Annotated in this window: 16 protein-coding genes; 11 read left to right on the top strand and 5 right to left on the bottom strand. The window is 64.4% G+C overall.

Features of this window, described 5'->3' with window-relative positions; translation table 11 throughout:
- The first annotated feature begins 188 nt into the window (after positions 1 to 188).
- The 7 genes from JJC00_RS17795 to JJC00_RS17770 all read left to right on the top strand — a co-directional run bounded on the left by JJC00_RS17795 (position 189) and on the right by JJC00_RS17770 (position 8,586).
- Complete coding sequence (locus JJC00_RS17795) at positions 189 to 2,042, top strand: tetratricopeptide repeat protein (protein ID WP_200473776.1); 1,854 nt, start codon at positions 189 to 191, stop codon at positions 2,040 to 2,042.
- Between the two features lie 108 nt (positions 2,043 to 2,150).
- Positions 2,151 to 2,639, top strand: a complete 489-nt coding sequence (locus JJC00_RS17790; protein WP_200473775.1) for a hypothetical protein — start codon at positions 2,151 to 2,153, stop codon at positions 2,637 to 2,639.
- A gap of 74 nt (positions 2,640 to 2,713) precedes the next feature.
- Positions 2,714 to 3,121: a FixH family protein gene (locus tag JJC00_RS17785; RefSeq protein WP_200473774.1), complete on the top strand. Its 408-nt coding sequence runs from the start codon at positions 2,714 to 2,716 to the stop codon at positions 3,119 to 3,121.
- Entirely contained in the window at positions 3,118 to 4,551 is a 1,434-nt protein-coding gene (locus JJC00_RS17780) for an efflux RND transporter periplasmic adaptor subunit (RefSeq protein ID WP_200473773.1), read from the top strand. The genes JJC00_RS17785 and JJC00_RS17780 overlap by 4 nt, the downstream gene beginning before the upstream one ends.
- Positions 4,548 to 7,733 (top strand): efflux RND transporter permease subunit, encoded by a 3,186-nt coding sequence (locus JJC00_RS17775; protein ID WP_200473772.1) that lies wholly within the window; start codon positions 4,548 to 4,550, stop codon positions 7,731 to 7,733. Before JJC00_RS17780 ends, JJC00_RS17775 begins: the two co-directional genes overlap by 4 nt.
- Positions 7,734 to 7,741: 8 nt before the next feature.
- Positions 7,742 to 7,870: a hypothetical protein gene (locus JJC00_RS38605; protein WP_283816820.1), complete on the top strand. Its 129-nt coding sequence runs from the start codon at positions 7,742 to 7,744 to the stop codon at positions 7,868 to 7,870.
- Positions 7,871 to 7,872: 2 nt separating this feature from the next.
- Positions 7,873 to 8,586, top strand: coding sequence for a c-type cytochrome (locus JJC00_RS17770; RefSeq protein WP_200473771.1), 714 nt, complete (start codon positions 7,873 to 7,875; stop codon positions 8,584 to 8,586).
- Positions 8,587 to 8,720: 134 nt separating this feature from the next.
- Here the strand turns inward: JJC00_RS17770 and JJC00_RS17765 are convergent, their stop codons facing one another.
- Complete coding sequence (locus tag JJC00_RS17765) at positions 8,721 to 9,959, bottom strand: MFS transporter (protein WP_200473770.1); 1,239 nt, start codon at positions 9,957 to 9,959, stop codon at positions 8,721 to 8,723.
- 130 nt (positions 9,960 to 10,089) lie between these two features.
- On the opposite strand from JJC00_RS17765, the gene JJC00_RS17760 reads away from it, so the two are divergent.
- The gene (locus tag JJC00_RS17760) at positions 10,090 to 10,695 is read left to right on the top strand and encodes a TetR/AcrR family transcriptional regulator (RefSeq protein WP_200473769.1); all 606 of its coding nucleotides are present in this window, start codon (positions 10,090 to 10,092) and stop codon (positions 10,693 to 10,695) included.
- 197 nt (positions 10,696 to 10,892) lie between these two features.
- Here JJC00_RS17760 and JJC00_RS17755 read toward each other — a convergent pair whose 3' ends face one another.
- Together JJC00_RS17755 and JJC00_RS17750 are read right to left on the bottom strand one after the other, a co-directional pair.
- Positions 10,893 to 12,266: a PleD family two-component system response regulator gene (locus JJC00_RS17755; RefSeq protein ID WP_200473768.1), complete on the bottom strand. Its 1,374-nt coding sequence runs from the start codon at positions 12,264 to 12,266 to the stop codon at positions 10,893 to 10,895.
- Positions 12,267 to 12,280: 14 nt separating this feature from the next.
- Positions 12,281 to 12,646: a response regulator gene (locus tag JJC00_RS17750; protein WP_008566616.1), complete on the bottom strand. Its 366-nt coding sequence runs from the start codon at positions 12,644 to 12,646 to the stop codon at positions 12,281 to 12,283.
- Between the two features lie 251 nt (positions 12,647 to 12,897).
- Between JJC00_RS17750 and JJC00_RS17745 the strand changes: the two genes are divergently transcribed.
- From JJC00_RS17745 to JJC00_RS17735, 3 genes are read left to right on the top strand one after another with little or no spacing between them, the layout of a single operon-like run.
- Positions 12,898 to 13,209, top strand: coding sequence for a DUF3572 domain-containing protein (locus JJC00_RS17745; RefSeq protein WP_027530048.1), 312 nt, complete (start codon positions 12,898 to 12,900; stop codon positions 13,207 to 13,209).
- Positions 13,210 to 13,268: 59 nt separating this feature from the next.
- Positions 13,269 to 14,495, top strand: a complete 1,227-nt coding sequence (locus tag JJC00_RS17740; RefSeq protein ID WP_433996511.1) for a DNA polymerase IV — start codon at positions 13,269 to 13,271, stop codon at positions 14,493 to 14,495.
- Positions 14,495 to 14,902 carry an ACT domain-containing protein gene (locus JJC00_RS17735; RefSeq protein WP_200473766.1) on the top strand — a complete coding sequence of 136 codons (408 nt, stop codon included), beginning with the start codon at positions 14,495 to 14,497 and terminating at the stop codon, positions 14,900 to 14,902. The genes JJC00_RS17740 and JJC00_RS17735 overlap by 1 nt, the downstream gene beginning before the upstream one ends.
- An 8-nt stretch (positions 14,903 to 14,910) precedes the next feature.
- Here the strand turns inward: JJC00_RS17735 and JJC00_RS17730 are convergent, their stop codons facing one another.
- Positions 14,911 to 15,312 carry a RidA family protein gene (locus tag JJC00_RS17730; protein ID WP_200473765.1) on the bottom strand — a complete coding sequence of 134 codons (402 nt, stop codon included), beginning with the start codon at positions 15,310 to 15,312 and terminating at the stop codon, positions 14,911 to 14,913.
- 71 nt (positions 15,313 to 15,383) lie between these two features.
- Positions 15,384 to 16,229, bottom strand: coding sequence for a cell envelope integrity EipB family protein (locus JJC00_RS17725; RefSeq protein ID WP_200473764.1), 846 nt, complete (start codon positions 16,227 to 16,229; stop codon positions 15,384 to 15,386).
- Positions 16,230 to 16,476: the final 247 nt, after the last annotated feature.

Below are 16,476 nucleotides of genomic sequence, written 5' to 3'. Positions count from 1 at the left end.
GTTCTATTTTGTGGTGCCCGTCTCGTCCGGGGCACGAGAGCGGGGTGACCCGCGGCGATTGGCGACGCGCCGCCAGCCTCGCGAAATCCTGGCATGGTTAGAAGGAGTAGCCTCGCTGCCTTGCGAGGCTGCAACGACTTCCACCGCTCCAAGTCATCAGCCCGGAGCGCGACAATTTCCAGCCGTTCATGAATCGCAGAGAGCGCCGGATCGCGGCCAAACAATCCGGACAAGTCACGCCGGCGGCGCTTTGTCAGGCGGGCTTCACGCATCTTCAATCGGGACGACTTGCCGAGGCCGAGCTGTGTTGCCAGCAAGCGCTGACGCTGGACGAGCAGCACCCGGATGCCCTCCATTTGCTGGGCGTGCTTTGTTTTCACGCGCAGCAGCCTGACGCGGCCGTGGAATGGATCGGGCGCGCGGTCCGCCAAGCCCCGAAGGCCGAATATCTCCTGAGCCTCGCCACGGTGCTGGAGCGGCAGGGCCGGCTCGAGGACGCACGGCAACACTACAGCCAGGCCCTGAGCCTTAGACCTGATGATGCGGGCCTCTGGAATCATCTCGGCAATCTGCTCTGGCAACTCGGGCGCAAGGACGAGGCTGTGCTGCATTTGCAGCAGGCCTTGAAGCTCAATCCGCGATATTGGGAGGCCGCGCACAATTGCGGCATGCTGCTGCTCGAACTCGGCCGGCACGCGGAAGCGGTAAAGTGCTTCGACGCCGCCGAGAAGCTGAACTCAAATTCCGCAGCCCTGTATCAAATGCGCGCCGTGTGCCTCTCGGCGGTGAGCCGCTTCGACGATGCGGAGGCCGACTACGAAAAGTCCATTGCGCTGGATCCGAGCCTCGCAGAGACGCACAACAACCTCGGCCTGCTGCATTGGCGGTTTGACCGACTGGAGCAGGCCTTTGCCTGCTTCGATCGGGCGCTCGCCCTTCGACCGGATTTTCATGCCGTGCTCAACAACAAGGCCGTGGTCTTGCTGCATCTGCAATTGCTGGATGAGGCGTTCGCGACCCTGCAGAGATCGCTGGCGGCCGCTCCCAACGATGCGCAGACGCTGTTCTATCTGGCGACGCTTCAACTTCTGACCGGCGACTTCGAGCGCGGCTGGCGCGCGCGCGAAGCGCGCTGGCAGCTTCCGTCTGTCGGTCTGGTCGATCGCGGCTTTTCGCAAGCCCTTTGGCGCGGTGACCAGCCGCTCGAAGGCAAGACCATCTTGCTGCACTCCGACGAGGGACTAGGCGATGCGATTCAGTTCGCCCGCTATGTGCCGATGGTGGCCGCGCTCGGAGCCAAGGTCATCCTGGAGGTCGAACCGCCGATCCAGCAGCTTCTGGGCGGCATCACCGGGGTCGCAGAGTGTGTCGGCCGATCGTCTCCGCCGGCATTCGACCTGCACTGCCCATTGGGAACGCTGCCATTGGCGTTCGGGACACGGCTCGATACGATCCCGTTCGCGCAAGGATACATCCCTGCGCCCCCCGCGGCGCGCATGAAGGCGTGGCAAGACCGACTTGAAGGCGGGCTTGGTCCTCACAATCGCTTCCGCGTCGGTCTTGTCTGGTCAGGCAATCCGGATCACAAGAACGATCACAATCGATCGATGTCCCTGCGCACGCTTGCGCCGCTGCTCGGTTGCGACGTCCAGTTCGTCTCCTTGCAAAAAGGCGTCCGGGATCAAGACCGGGCGTTCCTGAACGCGCGCTCAGACATCGTCGATCTGACGGAGCAACTGACGGATTTCAGCGAGACAGCGGCGCTGATGTCCTGCCTCGATCTGGTCATCTCCGTCGACACCAGCGTCGTTCACCTCGCCGGCGCGCTCGGCACTCCGGTCTGGACGATGGTGCCCTTCAACCCGGATTGGCGCTGGCTGCTCAATCGCAGCGACAGTCCATGGTATCAATCGATGCGGCTGTTCAGGCAGCCCAAGCGAGGCGACTGGGCAAGCGTGGTGGGCGACGTTCGCCGCGAGTTGGAAAGCCTGGTTGCAGCATGGCGGTCAAGGCAGGATCAGGCTTCACTCCTCCCTGCTTGATTTTTCGTTTTGGCTCCGCTCGCGCTACGCAGCCTTGAGTACCGGCGTGTCCTTCTGGAATTGTCGCGCCCGTCATGCGCGAAGACGACGTTGAGGCCGGGTCGCTCGATGTCGGCGATGGGCCCAAAAGGCCATCCACACCGGAGAATCTGGCGCGATCGTGATCATCAAACGATTTGCACGGTCGCTCTTGCCGTGGGAAAAGGCGTCATGGATCCGAGGAAGGTCTTCAACTGGCTGATTGCTCTCGCCGTGGCGGCGGCGCTCGTCGCGACGCCTTTGTCGGCACCGGCGATGGCGGCGTCGCAAATGGCGGCTGTCGACGGCGAGATGCAGGCGATGGCCGGCGACATGCCGTGCTGTCCCCAACAGGACCAGAAAGCCGGGGATTGCGGATCCTGTCCCTTCGTTGCCCTGTGCATGCTGACCATCACCATGCCTCCGCGCAATAGCGGCAGCGCGCTGGTCGATCGCATCGTCTCGCTTAACGCCTTCGCTCTGCCCGACGATCTGCTGATCGACGGGGCTGGGCGCGCACCCGCCGGACTACCCACCTCGAACGATCGTCTGACCGGCGTGCTGCCGCCGGAACGTTGACGCGCGCTGCGCAAGGGCGGGCGTCCTTTCGCATGCCGTTTTCGGCCAGATCAGACGTTTCGAGGACTACAATCATGAAGACCGCTATACGTGCGCGTGCCGCTGCGGCCGCGCTGATCGGACTCTCGCTGGTGGGAGCGCCGAGGTTCGCCTTCGCCGACATCAAGGACTACGAATTCCAGCTCATGGACCCCTCCGTCCAGGCCGGCGCCGACAAGATCGTCACCGTCAAGCTGATGAACAAGAAGACGGGCAAGCCGGTATCGGACGCCGTCATCTTCGCTTCCCGGCTCGACATGGCACCGGACGGTATGCAGGAGATGGTCACGAAGGTGACACCTCTGCCGGGGACGGAGCCCGGCACGTATCGGTTCAAGGCCAATTTCAGCATGGCGGGCCGCTGGCAGTTATCTCTCGGTGCCAAGGTGCAGGGCGAGACCGGTACCGTCGAAAGCAAGCTCGTCGTCACGGCGCAGAAATGAACCGCGCCCTCGCCCTGGGCGCGGCGGCTGCGATGATCGCAGCGGCCGGCGCCGCCTTTTCCGCAGGAGAGATTCTGCGCGTGAATCCACCCGCCGGCGCCACCACCTCAGTCGCTGCCGCCGAGGTCGGCGCCACGATCTATTTTCAGGATCCGGACGGAAGGCCGTTCTACTCGCTCGCGCCGAAGAAGACGCCGGATGGGCGCGACTGGCGCGGCGTGCCGGCGAGCGCCGACATCAGTTTCGATGCCCCCGAGGAGGCGCCGACCGAAGCAAAGCCGGCTGAGGCGAAGGCCGAACGCAAGATCAAATACTACCGCAATCCGATGGGGCTTCCGGATACCTCGCCGGCGCCGAAGAAGGATTCGATGGGGATGGACTACATCCCCGTCTACGAAGGCGAGGACACCGACGACGGCTCCGTGAAGCTCTCGCCGGGCAAGATTCAGCGTACCGGCGCAAAATCCGCGCCGGTGGTGCGGCAAGCGATCAGATCGATCATCCGGGCCCCCGGGGTCGTCAAGGAGGATGAGCGGCGCGTTTCTGTCGTCGCGCTGCGGTTCGAGGGATTCGTCGAGAGCGTCGCGAACGTGACGACCGGTGATCACGTCCACAAGGGACAAGCCCTCATGAACGTGTACAGCCCGGCGCTTTCCAGCGCCGCCGCCGAGTATCTCTCCGCGATCAACGCGGGCGCGACTGGAAAGGATCTGAAGGGCGCCCGGCGCCGGCTGAAGAATCTGGCAACGCCTGAAACGGCGATCAAGGAGCTTGAACGCACGCGCGAGATCTCGCTTTCGATTCCGTGGCTCTCACCGCAGGACGGCGAGATCCTCGAGCGCAACGCCGTGAACGGCATGCGGGCGGGACCCGGCGACGTGCTGTTCCGAATCGCGGATCATCAACTCGTCTGGGTGCTCATCGACGTGGCCGAGCGCGATCTGCCTCAGATCACAGTCGGAACGAAGGTGACGATCCGGCCGCGCGGCCTGGCCGGCCGGACCTTCACGGGTGACGTGTCGCTGATCTATCCGCATCTGATGACGCAGACCCGCACCGCCCGCATCCGCGTCGAACTGCCTAATCCCGACGAGGCGCTGCGGCCGGAAATGTACGTCGATGCGGAGATCGAAACCGGCACACCGGACCCGGTGCTCGCGGTGCCCGAAAGCGCCGTCCTCGACAGCGGCACACGCCAGGCGGTCCTGATCGACAAGGGCGACGGCCGCTTCGAACCGCGCGAGGTCAAGCTTGGCCGGCGCGGTGGCGGCTACGTCGAAGTCACGGACGGGGTCGCCGAAAGCGACGCGGTCGTGACTTCCGCTAATTTCCTGATCGACGCCGAGAGCAACCTGAAGGCCGCGCTCAAGGGCTTCACGGAGACCAGCAGTCAATCCAACCAGCCGTCAGGCAAGGAGGCGCGCCCATGATCGCCCGCATCATCGTCTGGTCGGCGCGCAACCTTCTGCTGGTCCTGTTCGGGACCGGCTTCGCCGCCGCGGCCGGCGTCTACGCGCTCGTCCATCTGCCGCTCGACGCCATACCTGACCTCTCCGATACCCAGGTGATCGTCTACACGGAATATCCGGGTCAGGCGCCTCAGGTGATCGAGGATCAGGTCACTTATCCGCTCGCCACCGCGATGTTGACGGTCCCGAAATCGAAGGTCGTGCGCGGCTTCTCCTTCTTCGGCGTCTCGTTCGTCTACGTGATCTTCGAGGACGGCACCGACATCTACTGGGCCCGCTCCCGGGTCCTCGAATTCCTGAACTCGGCGACCTCGAGGTTGCCGCCGGGAGTGGCGCCGACCATCGGCCCGGATGCGACCGGCGTAGGTTGGGTCTACCAGTACGCCGTGATGTCCAAAGAGCTCAATCTCGCCGACACGCGAACGATCCAGGATTGGAATCTCAAATTCGCTTTGGCAAAGGCCGAAGGCGTCGCCGAAGTCGCGGGCATCGGCGGATTCGTCAAGCAGTACAACGTGGTCCTCGACGCGCAGCGGATGCGCGATCTCGGCATCACCATGCAGAAGGTCCGTGACGCGATCCGCGCCAGCAACGCCGATGTCGGCGGACGTACTGTGGAGCTATCCGAGTTCGAGTACGTCATCCGAGGCAAGGGCTATCTCAAGAGCATCGATGATCTCGGCAACATCGTGCTCAAGAACGACGGTGGGACGCCCGTCCTGCTGCGGGACGTCTCCCGGGTCGAACTCGGTCCGGACGAGCGGCGAGGTATCGCGGAACTGAACGGCGAGGGAGAGGTCGCCGGCGGCATCGTGCTGCAGCGCTTCGGCATGAACGCGCTCGACGTCATCGAAAACGTCAAGAAGCGGTTCAAGGAGATCGCGACCAGCCTGCCCAAATCCGTCGAGATCGTGCCGGTCTACGACAGGTCGAACCTCATCTACGCGGCCGTCGACACGCTCAGGCATACGCTGTTCGAGGAAAGTCTCGTCGTCGCGCTCGTCTGCATCGTCTTCCTGCTGCATGTCCGCAGCGCGCTGGTCGCGATCCTGATGCTGCCGGTCGGTGTCCTTATGGCGTTCGGAGCGATGAAGCTGCTCGGAATCGGCTCCAACATCATGAGCCTGGGCGGCATCGCCATCGCCATCGGCGCCATGATCGACGCCGCAATCGTCATGATCGAAAACGCCCACAAGCACCTGGAGCGCGCCGAGCCCGGCAAGTCCCGCGTCGCGATCCTCGTCGAGGCCGCCTCCGAGGTGGGACCGGCGTTGTTCTTCAGCCTGTTGATCATCACCGTTTCGTTCCTGCCAATCTTCACGCTGGAATCGCAGGAAGGACGGCTGTTCAGCCCGCTTGCCTTCACCAAGACATTCTCGATGGCGGCGGCGGCGCTGCTGTCGATCACCCTGGTGCCGGCGCTGATGGTGATCTTCGTCCGCGGGCGCATCGTTCCGGAGCACAGAAATCCGATCAACCGCTTCCTGATCTGGATCTACCGCCCGGTCATCAAGGGCGTGCTGCAGGCGAAAACTCTCGTCGTCATGCTCGCGCTCGCGGCGCTCGCCGTCACGATCTGGCCGGCGCGCCAGCTCGGCACCGAGTTCATGCCCAACCTCAACGAAGGCACGCTGCTCTACATGCCGACCACGCTGCCCGGAATCTCGGTCACGAAGGCCGCCGAACTGATGCAGACTCAGGATCGAATTATCCGTTCCTTTCCCGAGGTCGCTTCGGTCTACGGCAAGGCCGGTCGCGCTTCGACGTCGACCGATCCGGCGCCGACCGAGATGTTCGAGACGATCGTCAATCTGAAGCCGAAGGAGCAGTGGCGCGCCGGCGTCACCATCGACGGACTGGTCGCCGAGATGGACAAGGCGCTGCAGTTCCCCGGCGTGTCGAATGCCTGGACCATGCCGATCAAGGCGCGCATCGACATGCTCTCGACCGGCATCCGGACGCCGGTCGGCGTCAAGGTTATGGGCACCGATCTCGTCGAGATCGACAAGCTCGCCAAGCAGATCGAGCAGGTGCTGAAGGCGGTGCAGGGCACGTCCTCGGCCTATGCCGAGCGCAGCCTCGGCGGCTACTACCTGGAGATCACGCCCGACCGGTCGGCGCTCGCGCGCTATGGCATCATGATTCAGGACGTCCAGGACACGATCGCAACCGCGCTTGGCGGGCAGGCGGTCACGACCACAGTCGAGGGCCGGCAGCGCTTCACGGTGAATATGCGCTATCCCCGCGATCTCCGCGACGACCCGAAGAAGATCTCAAGCGATATCCTCGTCCCAATGCCGGCCGGAGGGGCGGTGCCGCTGGGGGAAATCGCCAGCGTCCGACTCGCGCGCGGCCCGAGCTCGATCCGGACGGAGAACGCCCAACTCGCGACCTACATCTATGTCGACATCCGCGATCGCGACCTCGGCGGCTATGTCGCAGACGCGCAGCGCGCCGTCCAGGCGAGCGTTCAGTTTCCGCCGGGCTATTACGTGGTCTGGAGCGGACAGTACGAATACCTTGAACGGGCCACGGCTCGTCTGAAGATCGTCGTGCCGGCGACCCTGCTCATCATCTTCCTGCTGCTCTATTTGAATTTCAGGTCGGTCACCGAGACGATGATCGTCATGCTCTCGCTGCCGTTCGCACTGGTCGGCGGGCTGTGGCTGATGTGGTGGCTCGGGTTCAATCTGTCGGTCGCGGTCGCGGTCGGCTTCATCGCGCTTGCGGGCGTCGCCGCCGAGACCGGGGTCGTGATGCTGATCTACCTCAACCAGGCGCTCGCGGAGATCAGCGAGCGCCGTGTCGTCGAGGGACAGACGTTGAGCCGTAGCGATCTCCGCGATGCCATCATGGAGGGCGCGGTCGAGCGTGTCCGGCCGAAGATGATGACGGTGGTGGCCATCATGGCGGGACTGCTGCCGATCATGTGGAGTACCGGCACCGGCTCCGAGATCATGCAGCGGATCGCCGTGCCGATGATCGGAGGCACGATTTCCTCGACCCTGCTCACGCTGATCGTGATCCCGGCGATCTTCGGGCTGGTCAAGGGCTTCCGGTTGCCTCCCGCCGGCAAGCCGCAACCGCGGACCAAGCCGAAGGCCACCACAAGGAAAATACGGATCCCGGAGCCAGCTGAATGAGGTGAACCATGATGCACGACATGATGCCAGGAATGATGGGCGGCATGGGACTGATCGCAGTCCTGGTCGTCATCGTGCTCGCGCTGGGGGCGGCCGCCCTGATCAAATACCTGTTCTTCCCGAACAGAGGAGGTTGAACATGCGTCGCCCTCTCTTCGTCGCACTCGCGATTGCCATTGCCTCTTGGCCAGCTCGCGCGCAGCAGGACAGCGCCGCCCGCGGGGAGCGGGATTTTCGGGCCTGCGCGCCCTGTCACTTGCTCAGCCCGGATCGCAATATGACCGGACCGAGCTTGGCGAATCTCTGGGGACGGAAAGCAGGAAGTCTGCCGAGCTTCGATCGCTATTCAGATGCCCTGAAAGCTTCGGGGATCATCTGGGACGACCGCTCGCTCGACGCCTGGCTGACCGATCCGGAGCGCACGGTGCCCGACAACGAGATGCCCTTCGAAGGCATCAAGGACGCACGCGTCCGCGCGGATCTGTTGGCTTTTCTCAAGGAGGCCACCAAACCGGGGGCCGCGCCGGAGCGAACCGCCGAAAACCGCATGAACGGGATGGGCGGCATGATGGGTGGAATGATGGGCGGCACCGCCCCCAATCTGAAGAACCTGGCCCCCGCGCGGCACGTGACGGGAATCACCCACTGCCGGGACACCTATCGCGTCACCACGGGCGACGGCAAAACCCGCCACTTCTGGGACCGCAATCTGCGCCTGAAGACGGATTCCAGCGAAGACGGACCGCAGAGCGGTGCGCCCGCCATCGTGCCCGCCGGAATGCTGGGAGATCGCGCGGACGTGATTTTCGCCGCGCCCGAGGAGATCAGCAAGGCGATCGAGGCGCGATGCTGAGTACCGCTTCGGGCGCAGAGCGGATTGTCGAGCCACAGCGAGGTGAGCTAGGGCTCGCCAGCGGCCCATTACTACCGAGCAGCGCGGCATCCACTCAAATCTCGCTAGCTGACGATAGCGACCACATGCACCGCCTACGCCGTCCGCAACACCGGCGCCGGCGGCTGCGAGGGCCGGATCAGCGCGAATGCGACCTGGATGATGCCGCCGGCCAGCCCGAGCGCGACGCCGATGCGCCAGGCCATATTGTAGGAGCCGAGGGCGTCGTAGATCAGCCCTCCTCCGTAGGCACCGAGGAAGCTGCCGATCTGGTGGCTCATGAAGGCGAGGCCCTGGATAATGGCCTGCCAGCGCAGGCCGAACATCTCGGCGACGGCGCCCGCGACCAGCGGGCCGACGCCCATCCAGAGGAAGCCCATGATCGCGCCGAACAGCAGCGTCGAGGCCGGCGTCGCCGGCAGCATGAAGTACCAGGCAAGCGCGAGCGAGCGCAGGATGTAGATGCCGCCGAGCAGCGCCAGCTTGTTCCAGCGCTGGCCGGCCCAGCCAAAGAACAGCGAGCCCAGCACGTTGAAGCCGCCGATCATGCCGAGCGTCTGCGCGCTCAGCATCGGATCGAGGCCGCAGATCGCCAGATATGACGGCAGGTGTGTGGTCAGGAACACGAGCTGCATGCCGCATACAAGATAGGCGCAGGTCATCACCACGAAGGAGGCATTGCCGAACGCCGACTTCGCAACGGAGGCCGCCGTGGCATCGCCGATGTCGTCGGCAGCCGGCTTCGGCAGCGGGATGGCGTCGACACGGCCGGCATACCAGGCGGCGGGGATCATCAGCACCGACATGACGACGAAGCCGGCAAGCCCGATGCGCCAGCCAAAGCCCTCATTGAGCATCTGCCCGATCGGCGCCGACAGCAGCGCACCGAGCGAGCCCGCGCCGGAGACGATGCCGAGCACGGTCGAGCGCACCGTCGCCGGCACCGCGCGCGCCGCCACCGACATCGCGATCGCCGCCGCGGTGCACGCGAGCGAGGTGCCGATCAGCACGCCGGCGCCGATCATGATGCTGACGAGCCCGTTGGCGGTCGCCATCAGGATGAGGCCGACGATGTACATCAGCGCGCCCACGATCATGATGGAGCGAAAGCCATAGCGCACGGTCATCGCGCCGGCGAGCGGCTGGAGGAAGCCCCAGGCGAGGTTCTGCACCGCCAGCGCCAGCGTGAAGTCCGACACCGAGAGGTGGATGTCGTGCGTCAGCGGCTGCGTGAAGATGCCGAGCGACTGCCGCAGCCCCATGCTCAGCGTCAGCATGATCGAGGCGCCGATCAGGATGGGAAGCGTGGGACGCAGGACCTGCAACAGGGGCATTGTTGTTCTCCCTCGTGGGCACGGCACGCGTGCCGGCGCCTGCAATTGGCGCTGATTTTGGTTACACAGACCTGTGTAATTAGTCTATAGGTAGCGGGCGCTGTCAAGCGAAGAGGATGTTCGTCACCGCATGGCTCGCCCGCCCGCCCCACAGAGGATGAAAGAGCGGATTCTCGAGACCGCCGACAAGCTGTTCTATCTGCAAGGCATTCGCGCCATCGGCGTCGACACCATCGCAGCCGAGATCGGCATCTCCAAGCGCACGCTCTACAACCATTTCCCGTCCAAGGACGCGCTGATTGCCGCCTACCTGGAGCGCCGTTTCGTGGCTCAGCGCCCCTCCGACAAGCCGCCGGCCGAGCAGATTCTCGGCACCTTCGATTCGCTGGAGCGGCGCTTTGCGGCCAAGGATTTTCGCGGCTGCCCGTTCGTGAATGCGGTCGCCGAGCTCGGGCCGACGGACCGCGCGGTGAAGAAGATCGCCATCGCCTTCAAGGAAAGCCGCCGCGTCTGGTTTCGCGAACGGCTGACCGAGCTCGGTGTTGCGGATGCCGATGCGCTCGCAACGCAGCTGGTACTCCTGGTCGACGGCTCGATCGCGCAAGATTTGGTGCGTGACGACCCCGCGATGGCGCGCGCGGCCAAGGAAGCGGCGAAGGTGCTGTTGCGGAATGCAGGGGTGGATGTGGGTAGCGATGCGGCGAAGGCAGCGGTGAAGAGCAAGCGCACGCCGTAATAACCGTCGTCACCGTAAACTCACGGTGTCATCACCCGCGAAAGCGGGTGATCCCGTATCCCAGAGACTGTAGTGCTTGAGCCGAGCAGCCGCGGCGTACTGGATTCCCCGCCTTCGCGGGGATTGACAGCGGAGCTTGGAGGACCGCCGCCATCCTGCCAACGAGCCCGACGTGGCAAATGCGCGCGCCACCGGCCTTACGCCGCTTGCGATACCACGCGATTACGCCCGTCGTGTTTGGCGCGGTAAAGCGCGGTGTCGGCGCGCTTGAGGACGTCGGCGACCGCCTCGCCCTTCTGCTCCAGCGTGGTGAGCCCGATCGAGATCGTGACCTCGATGCGCTTGGTGCCCTTGTGGACGGCAAAGGGCTCGCCCGCGATCGAGCGGCGCAGACGCTCGGCGACCATGCCGGCGACGTGGAGATCGGTCTCCGGCATCACGATGACGAACTCCTCACCGCCATAGCGGCAGGCGAGATCGATGCCGCGGATCGATTTGCGGACACGCACGGCGAATTCGCGCAGCACATCGTCGCCGGCGTCGTGGCCGTAATTGTCGTTGATCGACTTGAAATAGTCGATGTCCAGGATCATCAGCGCCAGCGGCTTGCCGCGGGTCGAGGCCTGCTCCGCCAGCGTCGCCAGATGGCTCTCCATGTAGCGGCGATTGTGCAGGCCGGTGAGCGCATCGGTGATCGCCATTTCGATCGAGTTCTGGACGTTGTCGCGTAAGTGATCGGTGTAGCGGCGGCGACGGATCTGGGTACGGGCGCGCGCCAACAGCTCGGTCTTGTCGATCGGGCGCAGCAGATAATCGTTGACGCCGATCTCGAGGCCGCGGAGCAGCCGCGTGGCATTTTCCGCTTCCGCAATCGCCAGGATCGGCACGTGGCGCGTGCGCTCCAGCGAGCGGGCCTGGCTGCATAGCCGCAGGCCGTCGAAATTGTTCAGGTCGAGCGAGACGATCAAGAGATCGTAATTGCCCTCGGCGGCGTGGAACAGCGCTTCGGGCGGATTCGGCTCGACGTCGATGGTGTGCTCGGCGGCGAGGATCGTCGCCAGCCGCTCATAGGACGACTGCCGGTCGTCGACCAGCAGGATGCGGCCGCCCTTGCCTGCATCGGCGATGGCGCTGCGCTCGGGCGCCTGCATGCCTATCTCGAGCGAGGTGATGGCGCGCATGCGCAGCTCGTCCGTCATCATCTTCAGCCGCGTCAGCGAACGCACGCGCGCGATCAGCACGACGTCGGAGACGGGCTTTGTCAGAAAATCGTCGGCGCCGGCCTCGAGCCCGCGGTTGCGGTCGGACGGGCTGTCGAGCGCAGTGACCATCACGACGGGAATGTGGTGCGTGGCCGGATCGGTCTTGAGGCGGCGGCAGACTTCAAAGCCGTCCATGTCCGGCATCATCACGTCGAGCAGGATGATGTCGCATTCGGCGCGGCGGGCCAGCGCCAGCGCCTCGGTGCCGTTCGAGGCGGTCATCACGTCGAAATATTCGGCGGAGAGACGGGCCTCTAACAGCTTGACGTTGGCAGGAACGTCATCGACGACGAGGATACGCGCGGACACTTTGAACTCACTTCCTATCCGATAAAACGCCGGACCGTCTCAATGAATTTGCCGACCGAGATCGGCTTGGACAAATAGGCTTCGCAGCCGCCCTCGCGGATGCGCTCTTCGTCGCCCTTCATCGCGAAGGCCGTGACCGCGACGACGGGAATGGCGCGCAGCTCCGGATCGTCCTTGATCCAGCGCGTCACCTCGAGCCCCGAGACCTGCGGCAATTGGATATCCATCAGCACGAGGTCGGGCCGCATCTTGCGCACGAGGTCGAGCGCCTCGTAGCCGTTGCTGGTGCCCGAGGTCTGGTAGCCGTGCGCCTCCAACAGGTCGCGGAAGAGCTTCATGTTGAGCTCGTTGTCTTCCACGATCAGGACGGTCTTAGCCATCCTGCCCTCCTGTTTGGTCCCAAAGACCGATGCATGTGACGCCTCAGGCGCCGCTTTCCGGCGCTTCGAAAACTGGATTCAAACTAGCCTCAGATTCGCTTGAGTTTCGTTAAACCCGAGGGGCCACTTTCTGCGACGTGGTTTCCAGTTGCTTGTCCGGGCTCGCAAGACTCAAGGCCAAGACTCGTTCCCAAGACTCGGGCATATTCCAAAGTAGACACTGAAAGTTAACGGAAAGGCAAACCGGGCCCGTGAAAAAGCCTGTTCACAACCCTCGCGAAGTCGCTGAAATCGTTGCGATTCAGGCGCTGTCCTTTGTGGCCGGCGACCCTGAGCGGCTGGGCCTGTTCCTGGCCGAGACAGGGGTCGGCCCGGAGACGCTCCGGAACGCCGCCTCGGACCCCCATTTCCTGCTCAGCGTGCTCGATTTCGTGCTGCGCGATGACGACACCGTGAAGGCCTTTGCCAAGGCCTCGGAACTGCATCCGACCAACGTAGCCGCAGCGCGGCAGGTGCTTGGCGATGCGCTCGGCGACCGGACCTGGGAGCGCGACGTGCCGTGAGCAGCTCCGATCCGGCCGGGCCCCGCTGCTTCTGCCGGGATTGTCTGGCCGATTTGGATATGGCCGTGCGGCGCTGTTCCGCCTGCGGCTCCCCTCGCCTCATCCGGCACCGCGCGCTCGCGAACCTGACCATCGCCCATATCGACTGCGACGCCTTCTATGCCACGGTCGAGAAGCGCGACAATCCTGACATCGCCGACAAGCCCGTCGTCATCGGCGGTGGCAAGCGCGGCGTGGTGTCGGCCGCCTGCTATATCGCGCGCACCTATGGCGTGCGCTCGGCGATGCCGATGTATAGGGCGTTGGAAGCCTGTCCGCATGCGATCGTGATCCGGCCGGACATGGCGAAGTATGTCCGCATCGGCCGCGAAGTGCGTCAGGCCATGCAGGCGCTGACGCCGCTGGTCGAGCCGCTGTCGATCGACGAGGCCTTTCTCGATCTCTCCGGCACCGAGCGGGTGCACGGTATGATCCCGGCCAAGGTGCTGGCGCGCTTTGCCCGCGACGTCGAGCGCGACGTCGGCATCTCTGTCTCGGTCGGCCTGTCCTGCAACAAGTTCTTAGCCAAGATCGCCTCCGATCTCGACAAGCCGCGCGGCTTTGCCGCGCTCGATCAAGAGGAAGCGCGTTTGATGCTGGCTTCGAGGCCGGTCGGCTTCATTTTTGGCGTCGGACCTGCGACGCAGGAGCGCCTCGTGCAGCGCGGCTTCCGCAGCATCGCCGATCTCCAGAAGGCGGACGAGATCGAGCTAATGCGGCAATTTCCGAGCGACGGCCGCAGGCTGTGGCGGCTCGCGCGCGGCATCGACGACCGCCGCGTCGAGGCCGACCGCGGCGCCAAGACGATTTCGAGCGAAACCACGTTCGAAACCGACATCCGCGATTTCGCGTCGCTGGAGAAGATCCTGTGGCGGCTGTGCGAGAAGACGTCGTCGCGGCTCAAAAGCAGCGAGCTTGCCGGCTCGACTGTCACGCTGAAACTGAAGACCGCCGACTTCCGTCAACGCACGCGCTCGCAGTCCATCGCAGCGCCGACGCAGCTTGCTGCAAAGATGTTCTCGATCTGCCGCGAGATGCTGGCGAAAGAAATCGACGGCACCGCCTTCCGCCTAATGGGCGCCGGCGTCAGCGCGCTGCGCGACGGCTCCCCCGCCGACGACACCGACATGCTCGACCGCCGCGCCGCGCATGCCGAGCGGGCCGTCGACAGTCTGCGCAAGAAGTTCGGCAGCGCCGCCGTCATTCGGGGCATCGCGTATGACGGGCCGGAGAAGGCGCAGGAGTGATGGCAGCCGAACGCGATCTTGCTGCGCTGCTGAGACACATGAAGCCGGAGCTGCGGCCGGGCATCTTCGTGTTCTGCACCATCGCTCCAAACGAGCGCATTCCCGCAGCGCTCGATCCGCTGCTGATGTTCCGTGAGCGGGAAGGGACGACGCTGGTCATCCTGCGTGAGGAAGCCGAAGCGGCAGGATTACGCTACGCATTCGCCTCGCGCCTGATCACGCTGACGGTTCACTCCGCGCTCGATGCGGTCGGCTTCCTGGCTGCCATCACGGCCCGGCTCGCCGAAACCGGCATCTGCGTGAATGCGGTTTCGGCCTACCATCACGACCACCTCTTCGTGCCTGCTGACAGGGCCGACGAGGCGCTGATGCTCCTGGGCGACATGTCCGTAGCCAAGCGTCCGTAGCCCGGCCTTCAATCCGCGACCGCGATCGCCTCGATCTCTATCAGCCACTCCGGCGCGGCAAGCGCGGAGACTCCAACGAGCGTGCTGGCGGGCGGCTCCATGCCTTCGAAGAACGCCGAGCGGGCCTTGCCGATGATCGGGCGCAGCTCCGGCTTGTAGCCGACGACGAAAGTCGTGATCTTCACGATGTTCGAGTAGCTCGCGCCGGCTGCCTTCAATGCATGGCCGAGATTTTGCATCACCTGTGTGGTCTGCGCGGCGAGATCGCCTTCGCCGACGATCCGTCCCTCCTCGTCCACCGACACCTGGCCGGAGATGTAGATCGTGCGCGCGCCGGAGGCGGTGACAACGTGTGAATAAGCGGGATTGTGGTGCAGGCCGCTGGGGCGGAGATGGTCGAGCTTGGGCATGGAGCTGCTCCCGGAGGTTGTGATCGCGGGAGAGCGTAGCCGGAGACGGCGTTGAGGGCTAGCCTCACCCCTCAATTACAAGGCTTGCTGTCCTTGACGTCGAACTTGCCCATCGCACCGGAGATGACGAAGTCGTTGTAGTCGAGCACGAGCTGGCGGGAGACGCCGTTCTCATAGAGCTCGAACGACATCGCATAGACCGGCGTCTGCTCGCCTTCTTTCTGCTGGACGTCGCGGTCGAAGTAACTGACTGTCACCGGCCAGCGCTTCAGCGATTTCATGTGCTCGTCCGCCGTCGACGGATCGGGCGAAGCTGTGCGCTCGGCGGGGATCGGCTGACCGATCACGGTCAACGTGTTGTAGACCTTCTGGCCATCGTCGGAGCCGTCATAGACGGAGAGCTCCAGGAGCGATTTGCCGTCCTTGGCCGCCGCAATGATGTGCTGGATCTGCTCGGTCGGAAACACGATCTTGCCGTCGAGGGTGAAATTCTTCGGCGCCGGCAACTTGAGCTTGACGTTGATGTGGTCGCCGTCGCGCTCCGCCGAGCCGTCGACCAGGCCGGCCTCGGTCTCGTTCATCCGCGTCTCGATCTTGAAGCGGTAGCTTTTCCCTGCGGCGTCCTCCCAGGAATTGGAGCGGAGATCGCTGAGCGTGACCTTGCCCTCGCCGCTGTCGAGCTCGGAGACCTGGCGGAATTCGGACGTGTAGCCTTCGCAAGCACTGCCGGCGAAATTGTAGAGGATGCGGCCACGCGCGCTGTTGATGGAATTGGAGCGCGATTTGACCAGGCTCAGATCATAAAGCGCCTGGTGCGCGAGGAACGGACCGTTCGCGGCCTGGACGCCGCCACCGGCACCGACAGCGGCCGCCGCGAGCGCCATCACACCGAGTGAAGTCCGGAAAAGGTGCACCATGTCTGTTCCTTGGGGGACGCGCAGATTCGACACTTTAATGACCGTTCCATTGCGTCGCAACTGCGGCGGTTTCACGTAAAGTTGCGCCTCTTCGTTGAACCTCCTGACCGGCCTCGGAAAAATGCAGTCCACCCCAGCGTCCGACCGTCCGATCGGCTTACTTGCATGCGGCAGCATGATGGGCGAAACAGGGCACGCCCGGCGGTCACCAGACGCGCCGGAGCGGATGATTTTCCAGACATCGAGG

The organism is Bradyrhizobium diazoefficiens (assembly GCF_016616885.1).
Taxonomy (GTDB): domain Bacteria; phylum Pseudomonadota; class Alphaproteobacteria; order Rhizobiales; family Xanthobacteraceae; genus Bradyrhizobium; species Bradyrhizobium diazoefficiens_F.
The sequence above is the reverse complement of the archived record's forward strand: the minus strand, read 5'-3'. Positions and strand labels throughout refer to the sequence as shown.